Source organism: Edwardsiella hoshinae NBRC 105699 = ATCC 33379, assembly GCF_000474215.1.
GTDB lineage: Bacteria > Pseudomonadota > Gammaproteobacteria > Enterobacterales > Enterobacteriaceae > Edwardsiella > Edwardsiella hoshinae.
The window spans coordinates 133,668-153,560 of record NZ_BAUC01000023.1 but is presented as its reverse complement, the minus strand read 5'-3'; the positions used below and the strand labels follow the sequence as shown (position 1 = coordinate 153,560).

The 19,893-nt window shown below is 56.6% G+C and carries 14 protein-coding genes, 1 pseudogene and 1 other annotated feature; of the genes and pseudogenes, 8 read left to right on the top strand and 7 right to left on the bottom strand.

The genetic code is table 11. From position 1 onward, the window contains the following. Window positions 1-532: 532 nt before the first annotated feature. The 4 genes from pssA to trxC all read right to left on the bottom strand — a co-directional run bounded on the left by pssA (window position 533) and on the right by trxC (window position 5,988). Window positions 533-1,888, bottom strand: a complete 1,356-nt coding sequence (gene pssA / locus EHO01S_RS11650) for a CDP-diacylglycerol--serine O-phosphatidyltransferase (protein WP_024524116.1) — start codon at window positions 1,886-1,888, stop codon at window positions 533-535. A 133-nt stretch (window positions 1,889-2,021) separates the two neighbouring features. After that, window positions 2,022-4,694 carry a bifunctional acetate--CoA ligase family protein/GNAT family N-acetyltransferase gene (locus EHO01S_RS11645; RefSeq protein WP_024524115.1) on the bottom strand — a complete coding sequence of 891 codons (2,673 nt, stop codon included), beginning with the start codon at window positions 4,692-4,694 and terminating at the stop codon, window positions 2,022-2,024. Window positions 4,695-4,767: 73 nt separating this feature from the next. Continuing rightward, window positions 4,768-5,460 (bottom strand): tRNA-uridine aminocarboxypropyltransferase, encoded by a 693-nt coding sequence (locus EHO01S_RS11640; RefSeq protein ID WP_024524114.1) that lies wholly within the window; start codon window positions 5,458-5,460, stop codon window positions 4,768-4,770. Between the two features lie 96 nt (window positions 5,461-5,556). Then, window positions 5,557-5,988: a thioredoxin TrxC gene (gene trxC, locus EHO01S_RS11635; RefSeq protein ID WP_024524113.1), complete on the bottom strand. Its 432-nt coding sequence runs from the start codon at window positions 5,986-5,988 to the stop codon at window positions 5,557-5,559. Window positions 5,989-6,194: 206 nt separating this feature from the next. On the opposite strand from trxC, the gene EHO01S_RS11630 reads away from it, so the two are divergent. Next, on the top strand, window positions 6,195-7,259 hold the full coding sequence (locus EHO01S_RS11630) for a tRNA/rRNA methyltransferase (protein ID WP_024524112.1): 1,065 nt from the start codon (window positions 6,195-6,197) through the stop codon (window positions 7,257-7,259). A gap of 72 nt (window positions 7,260-7,331) precedes the next feature. On the opposite strand, the gene arcA is transcribed toward EHO01S_RS11630, so the two are convergent. Further along, window positions 7,332-8,048: a two-component system response regulator ArcA gene (gene arcA / locus EHO01S_RS11625; RefSeq protein ID WP_005282404.1), complete on the bottom strand. Its 717-nt coding sequence runs from the start codon at window positions 8,046-8,048 to the stop codon at window positions 7,332-7,334. Between the two features lie 102 nt (window positions 8,049-8,150). On the opposite strand from arcA, the pseudogene yjjY reads away from it, so the two are divergent. The 5 genes and pseudogenes from yjjY (at window position 8,151) to thrC (ending at window position 14,451) form a co-directional block, all read left to right on the top strand. Further along, window positions 8,151-8,293: pseudogene (gene yjjY, locus EHO01S_RS19325) on the top strand (YjjY family protein). A gap of 402 nt (window positions 8,294-8,695) precedes the next feature. Next, window positions 8,696-9,403, top strand: coding sequence for a tRNA/rRNA methyltransferase (locus EHO01S_RS17610; RefSeq protein ID WP_035370520.1), 708 nt, complete (start codon window positions 8,696-8,698; stop codon window positions 9,401-9,403). Window positions 9,404-9,625: 222 nt separating this feature from the next. Beyond that, window positions 9,626-9,748: a sequence feature (Thr leader region), on the top strand. 22 nt (window positions 9,749-9,770) lie between these two features. Then, the gene (gene thrA, locus EHO01S_RS11615; protein WP_024524111.1) at window positions 9,771-12,230 is read left to right on the top strand and encodes a bifunctional aspartate kinase/homoserine dehydrogenase I; all 2,460 of its coding nucleotides are present in this window, start codon (window positions 9,771-9,773) and stop codon (window positions 12,228-12,230) included. 1 nt (window position 12,231) lies between these two features. Further along, window positions 12,232-13,161 carry a homoserine kinase gene (thrB, locus tag EHO01S_RS11610; protein ID WP_024524110.1) on the top strand — a complete coding sequence of 310 codons (930 nt, stop codon included), beginning with the start codon at window positions 12,232-12,234 and terminating at the stop codon, window positions 13,159-13,161. A 3-nt stretch (window positions 13,162-13,164) separates the two neighbouring features. Then, the gene (thrC, locus tag EHO01S_RS11605; RefSeq protein WP_024524109.1) at window positions 13,165-14,451 is read left to right on the top strand and encodes a threonine synthase; all 1,287 of its coding nucleotides are present in this window, start codon (window positions 13,165-13,167) and stop codon (window positions 14,449-14,451) included. A 54-nt stretch (window positions 14,452-14,505) separates the two neighbouring features. On the opposite strand, the gene yaaA is transcribed toward thrC, so the two are convergent. Both yaaA and EHO01S_RS11595 read right to left on the bottom strand, forming a co-directional pair. Next, window positions 14,506-15,282, bottom strand: coding sequence for a peroxide stress protein YaaA (gene yaaA, locus EHO01S_RS11600; RefSeq protein ID WP_024524108.1), 777 nt, complete (start codon window positions 15,280-15,282; stop codon window positions 14,506-14,508). Between the two features lie 112 nt (window positions 15,283-15,394). Then, window positions 15,395-16,828, bottom strand: coding sequence for an alanine/glycine:cation symporter family protein (locus EHO01S_RS11595; RefSeq protein ID WP_024524107.1), 1,434 nt, complete (start codon window positions 16,826-16,828; stop codon window positions 15,395-15,397). A gap of 432 nt (window positions 16,829-17,260) precedes the next feature. On the opposite strand from EHO01S_RS11595, the gene tal reads away from it, so the two are divergent. Continuing rightward, window positions 17,261-18,214, top strand: a complete 954-nt coding sequence (gene tal / locus EHO01S_RS11590; protein WP_024524106.1) for a transaldolase — start codon at window positions 17,261-17,263, stop codon at window positions 18,212-18,214. A gap of 125 nt (window positions 18,215-18,339) precedes the next feature. Further along, complete coding sequence (gene gabD, locus EHO01S_RS11585) at window positions 18,340-19,788, top strand: NADP-dependent succinate-semialdehyde dehydrogenase (RefSeq protein WP_024524105.1); 1,449 nt, start codon at window positions 18,340-18,342, stop codon at window positions 19,786-19,788. Window positions 19,789-19,893: the final 105 nt, after the last annotated feature.

The window sequence follows — 19,893 nt, the reverse complement described above, 5'->3', positions numbered from 1 at the left end:
ATGTGAGAACTATGGCTTGTGGCTCCCCCTCGGTTTCGTTGCTCTCTGGGTAAGCCGGCGCAAAGAACCATGCCTCCGTTTTTATCCCAACGGCCTTTTGCGGCTGTATGACGAAATGTGGCGACATGATCTGTACGTCGAGCGGATTAAATACATCTAGCATATGGGCCGTGCAACGTACTTTTTACTTGCATGGGAGCTTCATTTGCGGTGATTTCGCCCTGTAGTTCATAACTGACATACCAATTCTGTAGCTCTGTCTGGCGAATACGTGCTGCTTCCTCATGCAATATTCCATCCGTTCGTTATAGGAGGGGCGGCAAGGGAGAGCGCGAATAACCCGATGATGACACTCAACAGGCGATGCGTCGTGAGAGTGGGGTGGAGCACAAACCTGTGAACAACAGCAGGAGCCTGTGCCGGGTAGCCCTCCCGATAACGACGGTAGGATACTGCTAAGTATAGGCGAGGGGGGATGGCAGTCGGTGGCACGGGTAAGAAGGCGGCCTCCCACAGGAGGCCTGATCAGCGCTTACAAGATGCGGCTAATGAGACGATCGACACGGATGCGACGTAGGCGGCGGATCAGCTTACGTACTTTTAACGGATAGTGTTGGATATTCTCCAGCTCTTCATAGCTGCGAACGACTTGGGTATGGCGGCGGATACATGCCAGCTCTTCCTGACGCTGATGCTGGATTTCACCCAGGGGATCATGGATCAGGATGGCATTTTCCAGATCCAGACGCCAAGCGCGCGGGTTGAGATTGTTGCCGGTGATCAGTTGCCAGCGATCGTCGACCCACATCCCCTTGAGATGATAGGTGTTGTCGTCATCACGCCACAGACGCACAGTGAGCTGACCATTATCGACGTAGGGCTGCAAGCGACTGATGAAGCGGCGCAGGTTGATCTCATAGAGATAAGGGAGTGCACCGATGATTTTGAACGGTTCATTCTCTGGGATGAAGAAGTCGTTAGCCCTCTTGTCTCCCACGATGATTTCCACCTGTTTTCCCTGACGTAATAGCGAGATGATGTCACGAACCAGTAATGCAGGCAGGTTAAAGTAAGGAGTACAAAGGGTCAGCTTGTGCTCGGTACTACAGATCAGATGATGAATCGTTCTGTTCAGAATGTTTTGCTTGCCCAGCCCGGCCAACGGGGTCACCGCGAGTTCGCCGTTTCCTGCCTCAGCAGGGATACGGTAGCCGCTGTCGCGCAGCGTATGGCGGAATTGACGCGTTTCGTTGCGGATCTCTGGGCTCTTCGGACGATCGCAACGATCCAGTCGCTGTACGGCGGGATCGCTCAGCAGCGTGGACTGTACAAATTGGCACATCACTCCGGCCAGACGCGGGTTACGGATAAAGTGGTAACGATCGTAACGGTATTTGTCATGGCGATGTAGATAGACATCGTTCAGACTGGCACCGCTGTAGATCACCCGATCATCAATGATGAATCCTTTTAGATGCAGTACTCCCAAGGCTTCGCGGGTGTTGACCGGAACGCCATAGATCGGCACGATGACGTCGGGATGTTCGCTGGCCATGCTGCAGTACCAGTCGGCATTGGTGTTACTGGCCTCGGCACCGATGCGGCCTCGCTGGGCGCGATGCCAGTCGACCAGAACGAAAATCTCTAACTGCGGGCGCTGACGTTTGGCCTGATAAAGCGCGTTCAACACATCCCGGCCACCGTCATCATTTTCCAGATACAGCGCAACCAGATAGATCCGCTGGGTCGCTTGACCAATGGCCTCAAGCAACGCCTGGCGGAAATCCGCCGGGGCAAACAGCGTTTCCACCTCGCCGACCTGTTGCGGGAGTTTTGGCAGCTGGGCAAGGTGTTGTTGATGTCTGGCTCGCTTAAATTTGGACAACATCACAGTGCGCTTCTTCTCTTGTCATAGTGCAGCGCGGCAGTCGCACACGCTCAGTTTAACCAACGGAATCGGACGATAATAACACTAGTTTTATCTGGTTGCGTATGTTTTGCCACGATTTGCCGAAATTGTCTCAGCATTTTTCTCTGTCTTGCGTTGCATCCGTCGTCAGGGGGAGAGAAAGATTGACGATGCCATCCTCTAACAGAATTTCCACCTTAAATCCCACTTTACGCGCTAGGGCGATCATGCCGCGATTGGTCGGCATGGTGATCCCTAGCAAGCGTTGTAGCTGGCGCTGGCGGGCATAGCGGATCAGCTTATCCAGTAGAATGAATCCCAAGCCGAGACCTTTACGATCGCTGCGTACCAGTACGGCGAATTCTGCTTCGATGCTGTCGGGATCGATCAGCGCGCGGGTCACGCCGAGGATTGCCTCTCCCTCCGAGTTGTTTTGCACGGCCACAAAAGCCATCTCCCGCTCGTAGTCGATCTGCGTCATTTTAGCGAGATCTTCGTGGGTAAACTCATTGATCTCACTAAAGTAACGGTAATAGAGATCCTCTTTGCTGACGCGCTGAATGAACTGCTGCAATAGCGGCTCATCTTCCGGCAGGATCGGCCGTAACAGGCAAGGACTGCCATTGCGTAAGGTTACAGCCTCTCGCAATTGATGCGGGTAGGGGCAGATGGCTAGGCGCGCGGGCACCGCATCAAGGGGGGCCAGGTGGAGTGTGGCATCCAATAGGGTAAAGGCACCGCCGTTGGCGAGTAACGGATCGATGTCTAAACGCTGAATGGCAGGACAGTCGACAATCAGGTTTGATACTTGCACCAGCACCTGGCTTAGACCGGCGACATCCCGATCCGTCAATGGTGTACGGCGGCGAATTTGACCCTTTTTCTGTGCCTGTACGATCAGGTAACGCGCCAGATTCATGTTGAGCGGCGGTAGCGCGGCAGCGGCGTCACGTTGGGTGTCCCACGGCGTGCCACCTTCGCCTAGCAGGATCAATGGCCCGAACACCGCGTCGTTTTCGACGCAGATGCGCAACTCCTGCGCCCCGATACGATTGGCGCTGCTCTGCACCAACAGGCCGAAGATGCGCGCCTGGGGGTATGCTTGACGGGCCCGATCGAAGATGGCGTTGGCGGCCTGTTCGACTTCCCGTGCATTGCGCAGGTAGAGCATAACCCCCTGGATCGCCGAGTTATGAGCGATATCCGGCGAACGTAGCTTGAGGGCGACGGGGTAGCCGACGCGTTCGGCGATGTGCACCGCCTCGGTGCTGTCATTGGCGATCCAGCCGGGGAGGGTCTCCAGACCGTAACATGCCAGGATATCGCGCACTTCATGGGTATCGAGGCGGGTGAGGCCATCGGCTTGCGCTTGTGTCAGCAGGCGGTGAGCCAGGGCGCTATTGACTGGCAGTCCCGCCGGTAGTGCTGGCGTCTCCATCAACTGCTTCTGGTTACGCCGGTACTCCACCATGTGCATGAAGGCCGTGACGGCACCTTCTGGCGTGCGATAGGTCGGGATGCCGGCTTCGCTAAAGCGGCGGCGTGCCTCTTGCGAGGTGCTCTCACCGCTCCAGTTGGTCATCAACGTGATGTGTTTGGCGCGAGGGTGCACGCGCAGCGTCTCGATCAGGGCCTGTGCGGTCTCGGTTGCTGGCGCGGCGGCGCTGGGAGCGTGCTGGATCAGCAGGGCATCGTAGCAATGGCTGTCGAGCACCCGTTGTAGTGTGGCGCGGTAACGCGTTGGGGTGGCGTCATCACGCAGGTCGATAGGACCTCGCAAATAGACATCTCCCGTCAGCTCGCCAGACAGCGCGTTACGTAACGTGTCATCCGTCTCGGCGGGGTGGCCGTTACGCCGTTGTAACTCGTCTAACGCCATCGCGATCGGCGCGGCGCCGTTGCCAATTATCAGCAATCGTTCACCGCGTAAGGGACGCATATGGCTAAGGGTCTCGACGGCAGAAAAGAGCTCATGGGTGTTCTGTACCCGGAGTAGACCGGCGCGTTGAATGGCGGCGTCATAGGCGATGTCGAGCCCGGCCGCCTCGCCAAGAACCTGACGCGCCTGAGGCGATCGTCCGCTTTTGATCACCAGGATCGGCTTATTGCGTGCCGCGCTTCGCGCGGCAGAGAGGAAACGCCGGGCATCGTGTAGATGCTCCAGATAGAGAAGGATTGCGCCAGTCTTCGCATCTCGCGCTAAATAATCCAGTAACTCGTCGACGTCGCTATCCAGACCATCGCCTAATGCTACGAATAGCGAGAAGCCGATCTCACGCTGGCGCGCCCAGTCGAGAATGGTGTTGGAGACTGCCGCCGATTGAGAGATGAAGGCCAAGCGGCCCGGTAAGATCGGTACCGGTGAGAAACTGGCATTCAGCTTTTGCCAGGGGGCCAGTAACCCCAGACTATTGGGGCCGAGCAAACGCACGCCGTGCTGTTGGGCGCACTGCTTTAGCATCTGAGCTTGACTCGCCGGTGAGGCGAGGACGATCGCCGCCCGGCAGCCCTTGGCGCCCAGTTCGGCGATCAGTGTCAAATTGCGCTGGGGGTTAACGCACAGGATAGCGAGATCCGGTACGCCCGGTAACGCATCGATCGACGGATAGGCTAATACACCGCACACGGCCTGGTAGCGAGGATTGACGGGCATGACTGGACCGGAGAAGCCTCCGCGCAACAGGTTCTGCATGACCAAATAGCCATTGCGACCGATTTGATTGGAAGCGCCGATGACGGCGATGGATTTGGGACGTAGCAGGGATTCGAGACTGCGTTGACTCATGCCATCCTCCTGTACGGGGGAAGCCCTCTGGCGGGCGTGTTAAAACGCACGGGATGGCATGATAGTAGAGGTTTTATTCCACCTGTGCAGCGTTTCCGCTTGGAGGGTGCGATTTGCCTAGCAAATATTGCTGCCGGAAATGGGTGAAATGCTGGCGTAACCCCTGCGCGGCGGGTTGGTCGCCGGCCAGACTCAGTAGCGCCGCCGCAACTTCGGCGGTGCAATACTGCTCCGGGCGCTGCGCCTCGCGTAGTAGGTAACCGGGAGCCTGCGCCATATTGATGGAGAGAACCGGGAAGCCGTCCAGGTAGGGGCTCTTGCGGAACATCTTACGCGCCTCGGGCCAGGTGCCGTCCAGCATGATGAACAGCGGGCGGCGTTCGGCCTCGATGGCGACCTGGGTGACGACGCGTTGCGGCTCGGCATAGCTACCGGGGAAGATGACGTAGGGCTGATAGTGCGGATCGGCAAGGAGCGCCAGAAGCGTAGGATCCGGTTGGGTACGCGACCAGCTATAGGCCAGGGTATCCGGTAACACGTCAGCGATGAGGCGCCCGGTATTACTCGGTTTTAGCGGCTCGGTATCGTACATCATCAGGCAGAAACGGCTATGTGCCGGGTAGCTCGTCAGGGTTGCGCACAGACAGTGCTTCTTAGGTAGCAGACAACGCTGACAGCGTTGTACACGGCAACCGCGGGCGTGAAATGGCCGGGTCGACTGGCGTAGACGCTCGGCCCGCAGGCGGAGTACGGCATTGGGGGACATGATTATCTCGGGAGGATGCACAAAGACGTCATTCTAAACAAGCCCTACTCTCGGGTACAGCGTTAAGCGGCCCGGATGGCTCCGGGCCGTGTATTATTAGGGCTGTTTCGCCAGTTGCTCGTCAAGCCAGGCATCGAATGGCGCCTGTGGCATGGCACCGTTAAGCATGTCGACCAATTGACCGTTGCGGTACAGCATAATAGTCGGAATGCTACGGATGCGGAAACGCGTGCTGAGCGCCGGTTGATCTTCGGTGTTTACCTTCAGGCAGCGTATCTGTCCGGCCCGCTCGGCGGCGACGGCGGCGAAGATCGGAGCGAACGCTTGGCATGGACTGCACCACGGTGCCCAGAAGTCGATCAGAAGCGGCATCTCGTCTTGCAGGAGACGATCCAATGTTTCACCCTTGGCCTCAATGACCTTGCCGTCGAAGAGCGGCTGGGCACAGCGTCCGCACTTCGCCTGCTCATTGCGGCGTTCATCAGGGACACGGTTGATGGTATGGCAGGCAGGACAAACAGTATTCATGATTACCCTCGGAGAGAAAACAGTGAAACGTCAGCTATCATAATCAGCGATGTTTCATAGATGTTAATCATTATTATTCTGAATGTTCTTTAGCACAATCAGATTTATTCAATGACTATAATAGACTAGGGCTTTTATCCTAGGCGTATGGTAACGCGTACTCACATCAGGTAATCTTCGCGCCCTGCGCGTAGGTGGAGAAAGCAATGAACGATTCTTTGAATGGTAAGAACGGTAAGGTAAAAGTGATGTACGTCCGCGATGCGGATACGACGGACGCGCGTTCGTCACGGACATCGGGTAAGGGACGCCAGGGACAGAGTGGACGCGGTGAGCGGGCTGAGCGTAGTCGTGGCGATCGCACCGATCGTCCGCGCCACGAACGCGGCGGACGCCCGGCGCGCGCGGATAAGCCGAGCGCTGAACGTTCGCCGTGGCGTACGGTTGCGCTGGGGGATAGCCCGGCTCAGGTCAGCGATCATGGTGGCATCAGCGGTAAGAGCTTTATCGACCCGGAACAACTGCGCCGCCAGCGGGCTGAAGAGACGCGCGTTTATGGTGAGAACGCTTGCCAGGCGCTATTTGCTAGCCGTCCAGAGGCGATCGTCCGCGCCTGGTTCCTGCAATCGGTTACCCCTCGCTTCCGTGAAGCACTGCGCTGGATGGCGGCCAACCGCAAGGCTTATCATGTGGTCGATGATGCGGAACTGACCAAGGCATCCGGTACCGATCATCACGGCGGCGTCTGCTTCCTGATCAAGAAACGTCGTGCGCTCGACGTTCAGCAGTATTTGGCCTCACAGGCTGAGCAAGCGGTCGATTGTGTACTGGCGCTGGAGAGTGTCGCCAACCCGCATAACCTGGGCGGCATCATGCGCACCTGCGCTCATTTTGGCATCCGTGGCATCATGGCACCGGAAAGCATGGCGCTAGAGTCGGGTGCCGCGGTACGGACCGCCGAAGGGGGCGCCGAGCATGTTCAGGCCATCGATGCCGAGGACTTTGCCGCGACGCTGGATACCTTTCGGCGCGCCGGTTATACCATTGTGACGACGTCGAGCCACAAGGGAACGACGCAGCTGCATCGTGCAACATTGCCGGCCAAGATCGTGCTGGTGGTCGGTCATGAAGGGGATGGTCTGTCTGACGGTACCCTGCACCAGGGGGACTTGAGCATCTCCATCGGGGGAACCGGTAGTGTCGAGAGTCTGAATGTCTCGGTGGCGACCGGGATTATGCTGGCCGAATGGTGGCGGCAGAACACACGTTAAGCGTGGCTTCAGATAGCGAAAAGGCCGGGTAATCCGGCCTTTTGTTTGCTGTATCGTATCCGATGCTGCCGATTACTCTTCTAGATCGCCGCAGAAACGATATCCTTCGCCGTGAATGGTGGCGATGATTTCTGGTGTATCCGGTGTCGATTCGAAGTGCTTACGGATACGGCGGATGGTGACATCTACCGTACGATCGTGCGGCTTCAACTCGCGGCCGGTCATTTTCTTCAGCAGTTCGGCACGAGATTGGATCTTGCCCGGATTCTCGCAGAAGTGCAGCATGGCGCGGAACTCGCTACGCGGCAGTTTATACTGCTCGCCGTCTGGGCTGACCAAAGAGCGGCTGTTGATATCCAGTTCCCAACCGTTGAAGCGATAGTGTTCAACGCTTTTGCGTTCTTCGCTGCCGCTGCCCAGATTCATGGTACGGGAGAGTAGGTTACGGGCGCGGATGGTCAGTTCACGCGGGTTAAACGGTTTAGTGATGTAATCGTCGGCACCGATTTCCAGGCCGAGGATCTTATCCACTTCGTTATCGCGACCGGTCAGGAACATCAGTGCGACATTCGCCTGCTCACGCAATTCGCGTGCCAGCAGCAGGCCGTTTTTCCCAGGCAGGTTGATGTCCATGATGACCAGATTGATGTCGAATTCAGACAGAATCTGATGCATCTCGGCACCATCATTGGCTTCATGAACGATATAACCTTCCGCTTCGAAAATACTTTTTAACGTATTGCGAGTGACGAGTTCGTCCTCGACGATCAGAATGTGCGGGGTCTGCATGTTTTGCTACCTAAAATTGCCAACAAAATAGAAAAATAGGGGGTGTACAGCAGTCCGGGAACCCAGATCACCAAATATGGGCGGTTCAACCGCGGGGCTCTAGTGACTAAAGTACGTAAACTCGTTCTTGATGCACTTTCCATCAACGTCAACAACATCGCTAGGTTGGTCAGGGGGTGTCACTCCCTACAGCCCCGGTGGTGCCAAAAGCGGCGCACATCCTAACCCTATTAACAGCAATATAACAGCGCATGTGTCAAATGCCACCTAACAAAACTATCCTTTGTTGACATATATCAAGTCCAATTGTAGCACGTTAACAGATTTGTGAAAAACACTTACAAGTTTGCAAGCTTAATGCCTCTCGGATAGCGATTTCTCCAGAATGTTCGAACGGGTATGGCCCGATGAATAAATGGAGTTTTTTGGTTTTCGGTCATAAGTAAACGCATGAATATAATAACAATATTTATTTGTTTTTTCTGAAAATTGCATTTCGATGTTAATGAGTAAAATTTTTTGCATAGAACGTTATTTAACAAATGGAAACGTTATTTTTTGTTAAGAATATGTGGTAAAAATGCGGCGTAGAAAAATGATGTTTGGCGGGGTAGAGTGTGCGCTTCGGTAAAAAATAGGCACTGAATATGCAAATTCATATTGTACTGGTCGCTCCGGCCAGGGCGGAAAATGTCGGCGCGGCGGCGCGGGCGATGAAAACCATGGGCTTTACCTCGTTGCGTATCGTGGATAGCCAGGTGGACCACGAACCGGCTGCTCGTTGGGTGGCACATGGGGCCGGCGACATTCTGGATAACGCCTGTCATTTTGCCACCTTGGAACAAGCGCTAGCGGATGTTGAGTTCAGCGTGGCCTCAACGGCGCGCAGTCGCGCCCGTTTCCATTACTACTGCACGCCGCAGGAATTAGTCGATATCTTGCAGGAAAAGCAGCAGTGGATGGCTAGCTGTGCGTTGGTTTTTGGTCGTGAGGACTCCGGCCTGACGAATGATGAGTTGGCGCAGGTGGACTTGTTGACCGGGGTGCCGATGGCGGCTGATTACCCTTCGTTGAACCTGGGGCAGGCCGTGATGGTCTTCTGCTATCAACTCTCCTCGTTGATGCAGGTACAAGCAGCATCAGAGGCGGCGGCACAAGGAGATCAACTGGCAGCCTTACGGAGGCGAACGACGCGTCTACTGAAGACGCTGGGAGTCGAGGGTGATAGCAAACTGAGCGATTGGCTTGACCAACGGCTCGGTCTGCTGGCACAACGCGATACTGCTATGCTGCATCGTTTGCTGCACGACATCGAATCCGCCTTAGATAATGCGGCGGTGCCGAAGAAATACTAAAAAGGATAATCCTTGGCTATTTAGTGTGTTGAGTTGTGATATGTGGTGAGGATGCGCTGATAAACCATAATTTTATTCTAATTATTTTGATTTATTGGTTTTTAAAACTGCTAAAAATTGGCTGCGATCGATATCACAAAATAGAAATAGGTTGACTCACCGTTGGCTTTGCTTTAACCAATATAGGGCAGACACAGGAATAACTTGGACAGACTATGCGTAACTTCGGCCTGAATATCATCACTACAATTACCACCACCGGTACGACCAGTAACGGGGCGGGCTGACGCATACAGAAAAGTGAAAACGAAAAAGCCCGCACTGTACAGTGCGGGCTTTTTTTTCGGCCAAATTCGGAGAGAGTCAGATGAAAGTATTAAAGTTCGGCGGAACATCGGTTGCCAACGCCCAGCGCGTGCTCAGCGTAGCCGACATTTTGGAAAATAACGCCGCCCAAGGACAGGTCGCCGCCGTGCTGTCTGCTCCGGCTCGTATCACTAACCACTTGGTTGCCCTGATCGAGCGCACTATTGTCGGCCAAGATGTGCAACCGATCCTCGGTGAAGCCGAGAAGATTTTTACCGATCTGCTTGATGGCTTGGCTCTGGCGCAGCCGGGATTCGATGCCGCGTCGTTGCGTCTACGGGTGAGTCAGGAATTCGGCCAGATCCGCCAGGTATTGCACGGCATTTCCTTGTTAGGGCAGTGTCCGGATAGCGTTAACGCAGCCTTGATCTGTCGCGGTGAAAAACTCTCTATCGCCATCATGGCCGCACTGCTACAAGCACGCGGCCGACATGTCAGTGTTATCGATCCGGTCAGTCATCTGCTGGCGCGCGGCGGCTATCTTGAGTCGAGCGTCGATATCGCCGAATCCAGTCGCCGTATCGCCGCACTGGGCATCCCTGGCGACAGCGTGATCCTGATGGCTGGCTTTACCGCAGGCAATGAACAGGGTGAGCTGGTGGTTTTGGGGCGTAACGGCTCTGACTATTCCGCGGCGGTGTTGGCCGCCTGTCTGCATGCCGAGTGTTGTGAGATCTGGACTGATGTCGACGGTGTATATACCTGCGATCCTCGCCTGGTGCCCGATGCCCGTTTGCTGGATGCCATGTCCTATCAGGAGGCGATGGAGCTCTCCTATTTCGGTGCCAAGGTGTTACACCCGCGCACCATTTCCCCCATCGCTCAGTTCCAGATCCCCTGCCTGATTAAGAACACCGCCAATCCGCAAGCGCCTGGAACCCTGATCGGGGCGCAGCGTGGCGATGCGGCGCTGCCGGTCAAGGGGATCACCCATCTGAACAATATGGCGATGATCAACGTCTCCGGGCCGGGAATGAAGGGGATGATTGGCATGGCGGCGCGCGTCTTCGCCGAGATGTCGCGTAGCGGCATCTCGGTGGTACTGATCACCCAATCTTCCTCGGAGTACAGCATCAGCTTCTGTGTCCCGCAGCGTGAGTTGCAGCGGGCCTGCCAGGCGTTACAGGAAGCGTTCTATCTGGAGCTGAAGGATGGTTTGTTGGAGCCGTTAGATGTGACGGAGCATCTGGCTATCATCTCGGTGGTCGGTGATGGCATGCGTACCTTGAGAGGTATCTCGGCGAAGTTCTTTTCGGCGTTGGCGCGAGCCAATATCAATATCGTAGCCATCGCGCAAGGCTCGTCGGAGCGCTCCATCTCCGTGGTGGTCAGTAACGACGTCGCAACCACCGCCGTGCGGGTAACGCATCAGATGCTGTTTAATACCGATCAAGTGATCGAGGTCTTTGTGATTGGCGTCGGCGGCGTCGGCGGCGCGCTGCTGGCGCAGATAGAGCGCCAACAAGCCTGGTTGAAGAGCAAGCACATCGATCTGCGGGTGTGCGGCATCGCTAACTCGAAAGCGTTACTGACCAATGTGCACGGTATCGACATGGCACAGTGGCATGCGGCGTTGGCACAGGCGTCGGAGCCGTTTAATTTGGGTCGGTTGATCCGTCTGGTGAATGATTACCATCTGCTCAATCCGGTGATCGTCGACTGTACTTCCAGTCAGACGCTGGCTGATCAGTATGCTGACTTCTTAGCGAACGGTTTCCATGTGGTGACGCCGAACAAGAAGGCGAATACCGCCTCGATGGATTATTACCATCTGTTGCGTCAGCGGGCAGCGGGTAGCCGGCGTAAGTTCCTGTATGACACCAACGTGGGAGCGGGGCTGCCGGTGATCGAGAATCTGCAAAACTTGTTGAGCGCCGGCGATGAGCTCCAGCGTTTCAGCGGCATCTTGTCTGGTTCACTCTCGTTTATCTTTGGCCGTCTGGAAGACGGGGCAACGCTCTCTCAGGCTACCGTCGAGGCTCGCCAATTAGGTTATACCGAGCCGGATCCACGCGATGATCTCTCGGGTATGGATGTGGCACGCAAACTGCTGATCCTGGCTCGTGAAGCGGGTTATACCCTGGAGCTGGATGATATCCATGTTGAACCGGTACTGCCGGCAAGCTTTGATGCGAGCGGAGAGGTCGACGTTTTCCTGCATAACCTGACGCGTCTAGACGACGACTTTGCTGCTCGGGTGTCGGCGGCGCGTGCGCATGGTTGCGTGCTGCGCTACGTCGGCGAAATCGATCAAGGCCGCTGTGTGGTCCGTATCGCCGAGGTGGATGGCAATGATGCACTGTATAAGGTGAAGAATGGCGAGAATGCCTTGGCGTTTTATAGCCGCTATTATCAGCCGCTGCCGCTGGTACTGCGCGGTTACGGCGCCGGCAATGAGGTGACGGCCGCCGGTGTGTTCGCTGATCTGCTGCGCACCCTGTCATGGAAACTGGGGGTATAACATGGTGACAATCTATGCGCCGGCCTCGATCGGCAACATTAGCGTCGGTTTCGACGTGTTGGGGGCGGCGGTCACGCCGCTGGATGGCAGCTTATTGGGCGACTGCGTGAGCGTCGCGGCCAGCGATCGTTTTTCCCTGGCGTGTCGTGGCCGTTTCGTCGCTAGCCTGCCGATGCGTGAACAAGAGAATATTGTCTATCAGTGTTGGCAACGTTTTTGCGCAGTAACAGGACGCGAGCTGGCCGTCGAGATGGTGCTGGAAAAGAACATGCCGATCGGCTCTGGGTTAGGCTCCAGTGCCTGCTCGGTCGTGGCCGCTTTGGCGGCGTTGAATCGGTTCGCTGGTGACCCCCTTTCGCCACAGCAATTACTGACTTTGATGGGGGAGCTGGAGGGGCGTATCTCCGGTAGCATACATTACGATAACGTCGCTCCCTGTTATCTGGGCGGCGTGCAACTGATGGTTGAGGCCCAGGGGATCATCAGTCAGCCTGTGCCCTGTTTCGCTGACTGGCTCTGGGTGATGGCCTATCCGGGGATCAAGGTGTCCACCGCCGAGGCGCGCGCCATTCTGCCGCCTCACTATGCCCGCGCCGACTGTGTACGTCACGGGCGCAATCTGGCTGGTTTTATTCATGCCTGTCACACGCGTCAACCACAGTTGGCTGCCGCCTTGATGCAGGATGTGATCGCCGAACCTTACCGCAGCGGCCTGCTACCCGGTTTCATTGAAGCGCGTCAGGCGGCGGAAGGCCTTGGTGCACTAGCGTGCGGTATCTCGGGATCGGGGCCGACGCTATTCGCGGTGTGCGACGATCAGGCTGTTGCCCAACAGGTGGCGCACTGGTTGGCACAACACTATCTGCAAAACGAGCAGGGATTCGTTCATATTTGCCGTTTGGATACGGCGGGCGCACGACAACTGGGATAAACCATGAAACTGTACAATCTGAAAGATCACAACGAGCAGGTTAACTTTGCCCAGGCGTTGCTCCAGGGACTGGGTCGTCAACAGGGGTTATTTTTTCCTCATACGTTGCCGTCGTTTGAACGATGCGAGATCGATGCCTTACTGGCACAGGATTTTGTGACGCGCAGCGCCCACATCTTGGCCGCCTATTTGGGGGATGAGTTCCCCTTCGATACCATCTTGGCGCGGGTAGGCGCCGCCTTCACTTTTCCTGCGCCGGTTGTGCCGGTGAGCGAAGATATTGCGGCGTTGGAGCTGTTTCATGGCCCGACGCTGGCCTTTAAAGATTTCGGCGGGCGCTTTATGGCGCAGATGTTGCAGCAGGTGGCGGGCGATCGACCGGTCACCATCTTGACGGCGACCTCGGGCGATACCGGAGCTGCCGTTGCCCACGCTTTCTACGGCCTGGATAACGTGCAGGTGGTGATCCTCTATCCGTACGGCAAGATCAGCCCGTTGCAGGAGAAGCTGTTCTGTACTCTGGGCGGCAATATCCGCACCGTGGCGATCGAGGGGGACTTCGATGCTTGTCAGGCGTTGGTCAAGCAGGCGTTCGATGATGTGGCGTTGCGTGAGCGACTCGGCTTGAATTCGGCGAACTCGATCAACATCAGCCGGTTACTGGCACAGATCTGTTACTACTTTGAAGCGGTGGCGCAACTGCCACAAGCGGCACGCAATCAGTTGGTGATCGCGGTGCCGAGCGGCAACTTTGGCGATCTAACTGCCGGATTGTTGGCCCAGTCGTTGGGGCTGCCAGTGAAGCGTTTCATTGCCGCCACCAATGCCAACGACACGGTGCCGCGTTTCTTAGCCAGTGGCGTTTGGCAGCCGCACGCCACGCTGGCGACGCTCTCCAACGCGATGGATGTCAGCCGTCCCAATAACTGGCCGCGTGTCGAAGAGTTGTTCCGCCGCCGCGAGTGGCCGTTGGGCTCCTTGGGGTATGGGACATTGAATGACGCGCAGACCGAGGAGGCGATGCGGGCATTGGCCGCGCTGGGGTATGTCAGTGAGCCGCACGCGGCCATCGCTTATCAGGTGCTGCGCGCGAACCTCGCTCCCGGTGAGTATGGTTTGTTCCTGGGGACGGCGCACCCGGCTAAGTTTGCCGAGTCGGTGGAGCGCATCTTGGCGCGCGCGTTGCCGTTGCCGCCGGCCTTGGCCGAGCGTGCCGCGCTGCCGCTATTATCACAGACGTTGCCTGCCGACTTTTCTCGCTTGCGCCGTTTTCTCTTGGCCGATGAATAAGACCTCTCGCCCCGACTGAGTGCGGGGGCGAGACACTTCGCGGGGAGAGGCATTTTAGTGGCGGCGTTGGAACAGAAGTTCTCGACCCAGCCGGCCCTGGCTCTCCCCGGCAAAATAGTAGCCCTCGAGATCGAAGCTTTTCAGCTGTTCTACATCTTGGAGTCGTTGCTTGATGATAAAGCGACTCATCAGCCCGCGCGCTTTCTTGGCGTAGAAGCTGATAACTTTAAAGCTGCCGTTTTTTTCATCCATGAAGATGGGTTTGATCACCTCACCCGCCAGGATGCGGGGATTGACCGCCTTAAAGTACTCGTCCGACGCCAGGTTGATCAGTACCCGATCGCCTTGTTGTTGTAACTGCTGGTTCAATTGGTGGGTGATTTTATCACCCCAGAAGGCATACAGGTCGTTACCATAGGGGGTGGTCAGCCGGGTCCCCATCTCCAGACGATAGGGCATCATCAGATCCAGCGGGCGCAGTAGGCCGTACAGCCCGGAAAGCATGCACAGCTGCTGTTGGGCGAAGTCGAAATCTGCCTCGCTAAAGTCTTCCGCCTGGAGTCCGCTATACACATCACCTTTAAATGCGAGCACCGCCTGGCGGGCATTATCTGGGGTAAAATGGGGTTGCCATTCGGCGAAGCGCGCGGCATTCAACCCGGCCAGCTTGTCGCTGATCTTCATCAGCGAGGCCAACTGCGCTGGCGTGAGGGTACGAACCGTCTGCATCAGGATCTCAGCTTGCGCCAGCATCAAGGGTTGCGTATAGCGTTGTGTGGCGAGCGGGGTGCGGTAATCCAGCGTTTTAGCGGGAGAGATAATCGTCAGCATGGCGGCATCCTACAAGAAAGAAAAGAGAAACGTCGTCTACTGTAGCAAACTGGCGTGCAGGTAGGAAAAATTGCTGTGATAGGGCGCAGGGGAGTCGCCTCCCCCGCCGGCATTACTTACGTGCGGGTTTTTCCCAGATCCCCGCTTCGACTTGCTGTTGGATCTCGGGATATTTACTGAGATCTAAGGTCGGCACCAGTCCCAAGCGACGCTGGTGGTTATAATCACGGGCCAGTTTAAAGGCGACGCCTGATAGCAGCAGGATGGCGATCAGATTGGTGATTGCCATCAGGGCCATCGAGAGATCAGCCATCTTCCATACTAACGGCAGCTCCGCCAAGGCGCCAAACATCACCATACCCAGCGCTCCTAGACGTAGGAAGATCAAGCCACTAGGGTGATTATGCTCCAGGAAGATCAGGTTACTTTCAGCATAGGCATAGTTGGCGATGATCGACGTGAAGGCGAAGAAGAAGATCGCCACCGCGATGAAGATCCCCCCCCAGTCGCCGACGGCCGACGAGAGTGCCCGTTGGGTGAGTTCGATACCGCTGATGGTGCCTGGTGCCGCGTCCAATACGCCAGAAGAGAGGATGATGGCGGCGGTGGCGCTACAGATCACTAGCGTATCCATGAACACTCCGAGCATCTGTACGTAGCCCTGAGACGCGGGATGAGGTGGATAAGGCGTGGCGGAGGCCGCGGCGTTCGGTGCCGAGCCCATGCCTGCCTCGTTGGAGAACAAGCCGCGTTGGATCCCCTGGGTCATCGCCTGGGATATACCATAGCCGACGGCGCCAGCGGCGGCTTCTTGGAGGCCAAACGCACTCTTGAGCACCAGCATCAGTACTTCCGGCAGACGGGCGATGTTATGCCCCATAACCCAGAAAGCCAGCAGCAGATAGGTGATGGCCATCACCGGCACGATCAGTTCGGCGGTACGGGCTATCGAGCGTAGACCACCGAAGATCACCACGCCGCAGATCACCACCAAGGTCATGCCAACATACAGCGGTGAAATGTGGAAGGCGACGGCGGTTGCCTGAGCGATGGAGTTGGCTTGTACTGCGTTGAATACCAAGCCGAAAGCAACCAACAGGAATAGGGAGAAGAGCACCCCCATCCAACGCATGCCGAGTCCTTTTTCCATATAGTAGGCCGGCCCACCGCGGAAGTTACCCTGATCGTCGCGTGTCTTGTAGAGCTGGGCCAACGTACTTTCGATGAAAGAGGTAGCCATACCGATCAAGGCGATGATCCACATCCAGAAGATCGCGCCCGGCCCACCGGCGGTCAGCGCGATGGCGACTCCAGTTAGATTACCGGTACCGACGCGTGCAGCCAGACTCGTGCACAGTGCCTGAAAGGAGGAGATACCACCGCTGTCGGCTTTATTGCTGTTTTTTAAGACAGAAAACATATGACCGAAGTGGCGAAACTGAATAAACCCGGTGCGGAACGTGAAATACAGGCCGGCACCGATCAATAGATAGATCAGTACTGAGCCCCATAAGATGTTGTTGATAAAACTAATGAGATCCGTCAATGCGTAGTCCTCTCTTATTATGTCTTTCCCTGATGATACGACGTCGCCACTCGTCCGTTGCGCAACGCTGTGTGGCACCGTATCGGTAAGGCGGCAAGAATGTAGCATGATTTTTAACAACTAGGGCAGAATATTCGCGTTAACGCTTGCCTTAGGGTGACTGTCAACAGGGAAACGGTTGCGATGCAATTTCCTTGATGGATGGGGGAAAAACGGCGCATTTACTGGGATGTTTCCTCCATTGCGCAACGCAAACAGCGTGTTATCATCAGACCAGGCACGTCACAAGCTCATGCTCAATTTGTTAGCACCTTCGCCTTTGCGCAAGGCGATGCCCCTGATTACAGTGTGGCGGAGTGGCCATAGATTAAGAGGGGGAGATAACAATTGGCGTATCAAGCTGGTTAATACACCAAAATGGGAACGCTAAAAATGACCGATAAACTGACCTCCCTACGTCAACTGACTACTGTGGTCGCTGATACCGGCGATATCGCCGCGATGAAGCAGTACCAACCGCAGGATGCCACGACGAACCCTTCTCTGATCCTCAACGCTGCGCAGATCCCCGAGTACCGCAAGCTGATCGATGACGCCATCGCTTGGGCACGTAGCCAGAGTGGCGATCGCGCACAGCAGATCGTGGACGCCTCCGATAAACTGGCGGTGAATATCGGTCTGGAAATCCTGAAGCTGATCCCGGGCCGTATCTCCACCGAAGTTGATGCTCGCCTCTCTTATGACACCGAAGCCAGCGTGGCCAAGGCGAAGCGCCTGATCAAGCTGTATAACGATGCCGGTATTAGCAACGATCGTATCCTGATCAAACTGGCCTCCACCTGGCAGGGCATCCGTGCCGCCGAGCGTCTGGAGAAAGAGGGCATCAATTGTAACCTGACGCTGCTGTTCTCCTTCGCTCAGGCGCGTGCATGTGCCGAAGCGGGCGTTTACCTGATTTCGCCGTTCGTTGGTCGTATCCTCGACTGGTATAAGGCGAATAGCGGTAAGAGCGAGTTTGCCGCGGCGGAAGATCCGGGCGTCATCTCTGTAACCGAAATCTATAACTACTATAAGCAGCATGGTTATGAGACGGTGGTGATGGGCGCTAGTTTCCGTAACGTCGGCGAGATCTTGGAACTGGCAGGGTGCGACCGCCTGACCATCTCGCCGTCGCTGCTCAAGGAACTGTCAGAAAGCGCCGGTAGCGTCGAGCGTAAGCTTGTCTATCAGGGGGAGATTAAGGCGCGCCCGGCACGCATGAGCGAAGCCGAGTTCTACTGGCAGCATAATCAAGATCCGATGGCGGTAGAAAAACTGGCCGACGGTATCCGCAAATTCGCCGTGGATCAAGGTAAACTGGAAAGCATGATCGACGCACTACTGTAAGTGGGTCTGGTTTACCAATGAGCCCCCCGGCCGCGTAGGCGCCCGGGGGGTTATTTTTTATCGGCCGGTTAGGGGTTCGGCAACGAGCGTACTGCCGGTATAGCGAGTGCAGCGAGGGGAATATGATACAGCTTAATGATCGTGGCCTGTTTCGTCAGCAGGCGCTGATCGACGGTGTCTGGTGTGATGCTGATAACGGTGCCACCATCACTGTCGTCAATCCGGCGAATAGTGAGGTTATCGGCCGAGTACCGCAGATGGGGCGTGACGAGACCCGGCGAGCGATCGATGCCGCAGCTCGGGCCTTGCCAGCCTGGCGAGGGCATACTGCCAAGGCCAGGGCGCAGATCTTACGTCGTTGGTTTGATCTGATCCTGGTTCATCAGGAGGATCTGGCGCGTTTGATGACCTTGGAGCAGGGTAAGCCGCTGGCTGAATCACGCGGCGAGATCGCCTATGCCGCCTCTTTCATCGAATGGTTTGCCGAGGAGGCGAAGCGTGTTTATGGCGACACCATCCCGGCTCCGCAAGGGGATAAGCGTTTATTGGTCCTGAAACAGCCTATCGGAGTGACGGCGGCGATCACGCCGTGGAACTTCCCGGCGGCGATGATCACCCGCAAGGCAGGGCCGGCATTGGCCGCCGGCTGTACCATGGTACTTAAGCCAGCCAGCCAAACACCCTATTCCGCTCTGGCGTTGGCAGAGTTAGCGTTACGCGCCGGGGTGCCGCAGGGGGTGTTTAGCGTGGTGACCGGTGCCGCGGGCGAGGTGGGCGCCGAGCTGACCGCCAATCCGCAAGTGCGTAAGTTGAGCTTCACCGGCTCAACGGAGATCGGGCGACAGTTGATGGCACAGTGTGCGCATGACATCAAGAAGGTTTCTCTCGAGTTGGGAGGCAACGCGCCGTTCATCGTGTTCGACGACGCGGATCTGGATCAAGCGGTGGCGGGGGCATTGGCCAGTAAGTTCCGTAATGCCGGACAGACCTGTGTCTGTGCCAACCGCCTGTATATTCAACAGGGGATCTATGATCGTTTCGCCGAGAAGCTGATCCAGGCAGTGCAGGCACTACGCGTCGGCGATGGCTTGGAGGAGGGGGTGACGGTAGGGCCTCTGATTGACCAGCGGGCGCGCGCGAAGGTTGAAGCGCATATCGCCGATGCTGTCGCGCGCGGTGCCCGCATCGCCTGCGGCGGGACGGTCGATAGCCACGGTGAGAACTTCTTCACGCCGACCGTGCTGCTGGATGTGCCGGTTGATGCCTTGGTGGCGCGTGAGGAGACCTTCGGCCCGCTGGCGCCGTTGTTCCGCTTCCGCGATGAGGATGAGGCGATCGCCTTGGCCAATGCGACTGAGTTTGGCCTGGCCTCCTACTTTTACACCCGTGACCTGGGACGGGTGTTCCGCGTCGGCGAGGCACTGGAGTATGGCATCGTCGGCGTTAACAGCGGTCTGATCTCGAATGAGATGGCGCCTTTCGGCGGCGTGAAGTCGTCGGGATTGGGGCGCGAAGGATCGAAGTACGGTATCGACGATTATCTGGAGATTAAATACCTTTGTCTGGGGCTCTAAGCGGGTGTACTGCTGGCGAGTGCCGGCGTGTTTGATGCTTGCTGGCAGCTTTCTTTGCCGTTTCACGCCGGTAATGGCAGCGATAAACTTTGCCTCTTCGCTGCG

What these genes read in the sequence shown, in the direction of transcription:
- tal (WP_024524106.1), top strand. Translation starts at nt 17,261, where the DNA reads ATGACCGATAAACTGACCTCCCTACGTCAACTGACTACTGTGGTCGCT.
- EHO01S_RS11630 (WP_024524112.1), top strand. Translation starts at nt 6,195, where the DNA reads ATGAACGATTCTTTGAATGGTAAGAACGGTAAGGTAAAAGTGATGTAC.
- EHO01S_RS11645 (WP_024524115.1), bottom strand. Translation starts at nt 4,694, where the DNA reads ATGAGTCAACGCAGTCTCGAATCCCTGCTACGTCCCAAATCCATCGCC.
- pssA (WP_024524116.1), bottom strand. Translation starts at nt 1,888, where the DNA reads ATGTTGTCCAAATTTAAGCGAGCCAGACATCAACAACACCTTGCCCAG.
- trxC (WP_024524113.1), bottom strand. Translation starts at nt 5,988, where the DNA reads ATGAATACTGTTTGTCCTGCCTGCCATACCATCAACCGTGTCCCTGAT.
- EHO01S_RS11640 (WP_024524114.1), bottom strand. Translation starts at nt 5,460, where the DNA reads ATGTCCCCCAATGCCGTACTCCGCCTGCGGGCCGAGCGTCTACGCCAG.
- arcA (WP_005282404.1), bottom strand. Translation starts at nt 8,048, where the DNA reads ATGCAGACCCCGCACATTCTGATCGTCGAGGACGAACTCGTCACTCGC.
- thrC (WP_024524109.1), top strand. Translation starts at nt 13,165, where the DNA reads ATGAAACTGTACAATCTGAAAGATCACAACGAGCAGGTTAACTTTGCC.
- thrB (WP_024524110.1), top strand. Translation starts at nt 12,232, where the DNA reads ATGGTGACAATCTATGCGCCGGCCTCGATCGGCAACATTAGCGTCGGT.
- EHO01S_RS17610 (WP_035370520.1), top strand. Translation starts at nt 8,696, where the DNA reads ATGCAAATTCATATTGTACTGGTCGCTCCGGCCAGGGCGGAAAATGTC.
- yaaA (WP_024524108.1), bottom strand. Translation starts at nt 15,282, where the DNA reads ATGCTGACGATTATCTCTCCCGCTAAAACGCTGGATTACCGCACCCCG.
- thrA (WP_024524111.1), top strand. Translation starts at nt 9,771, where the DNA reads ATGAAAGTATTAAAGTTCGGCGGAACATCGGTTGCCAACGCCCAGCGC.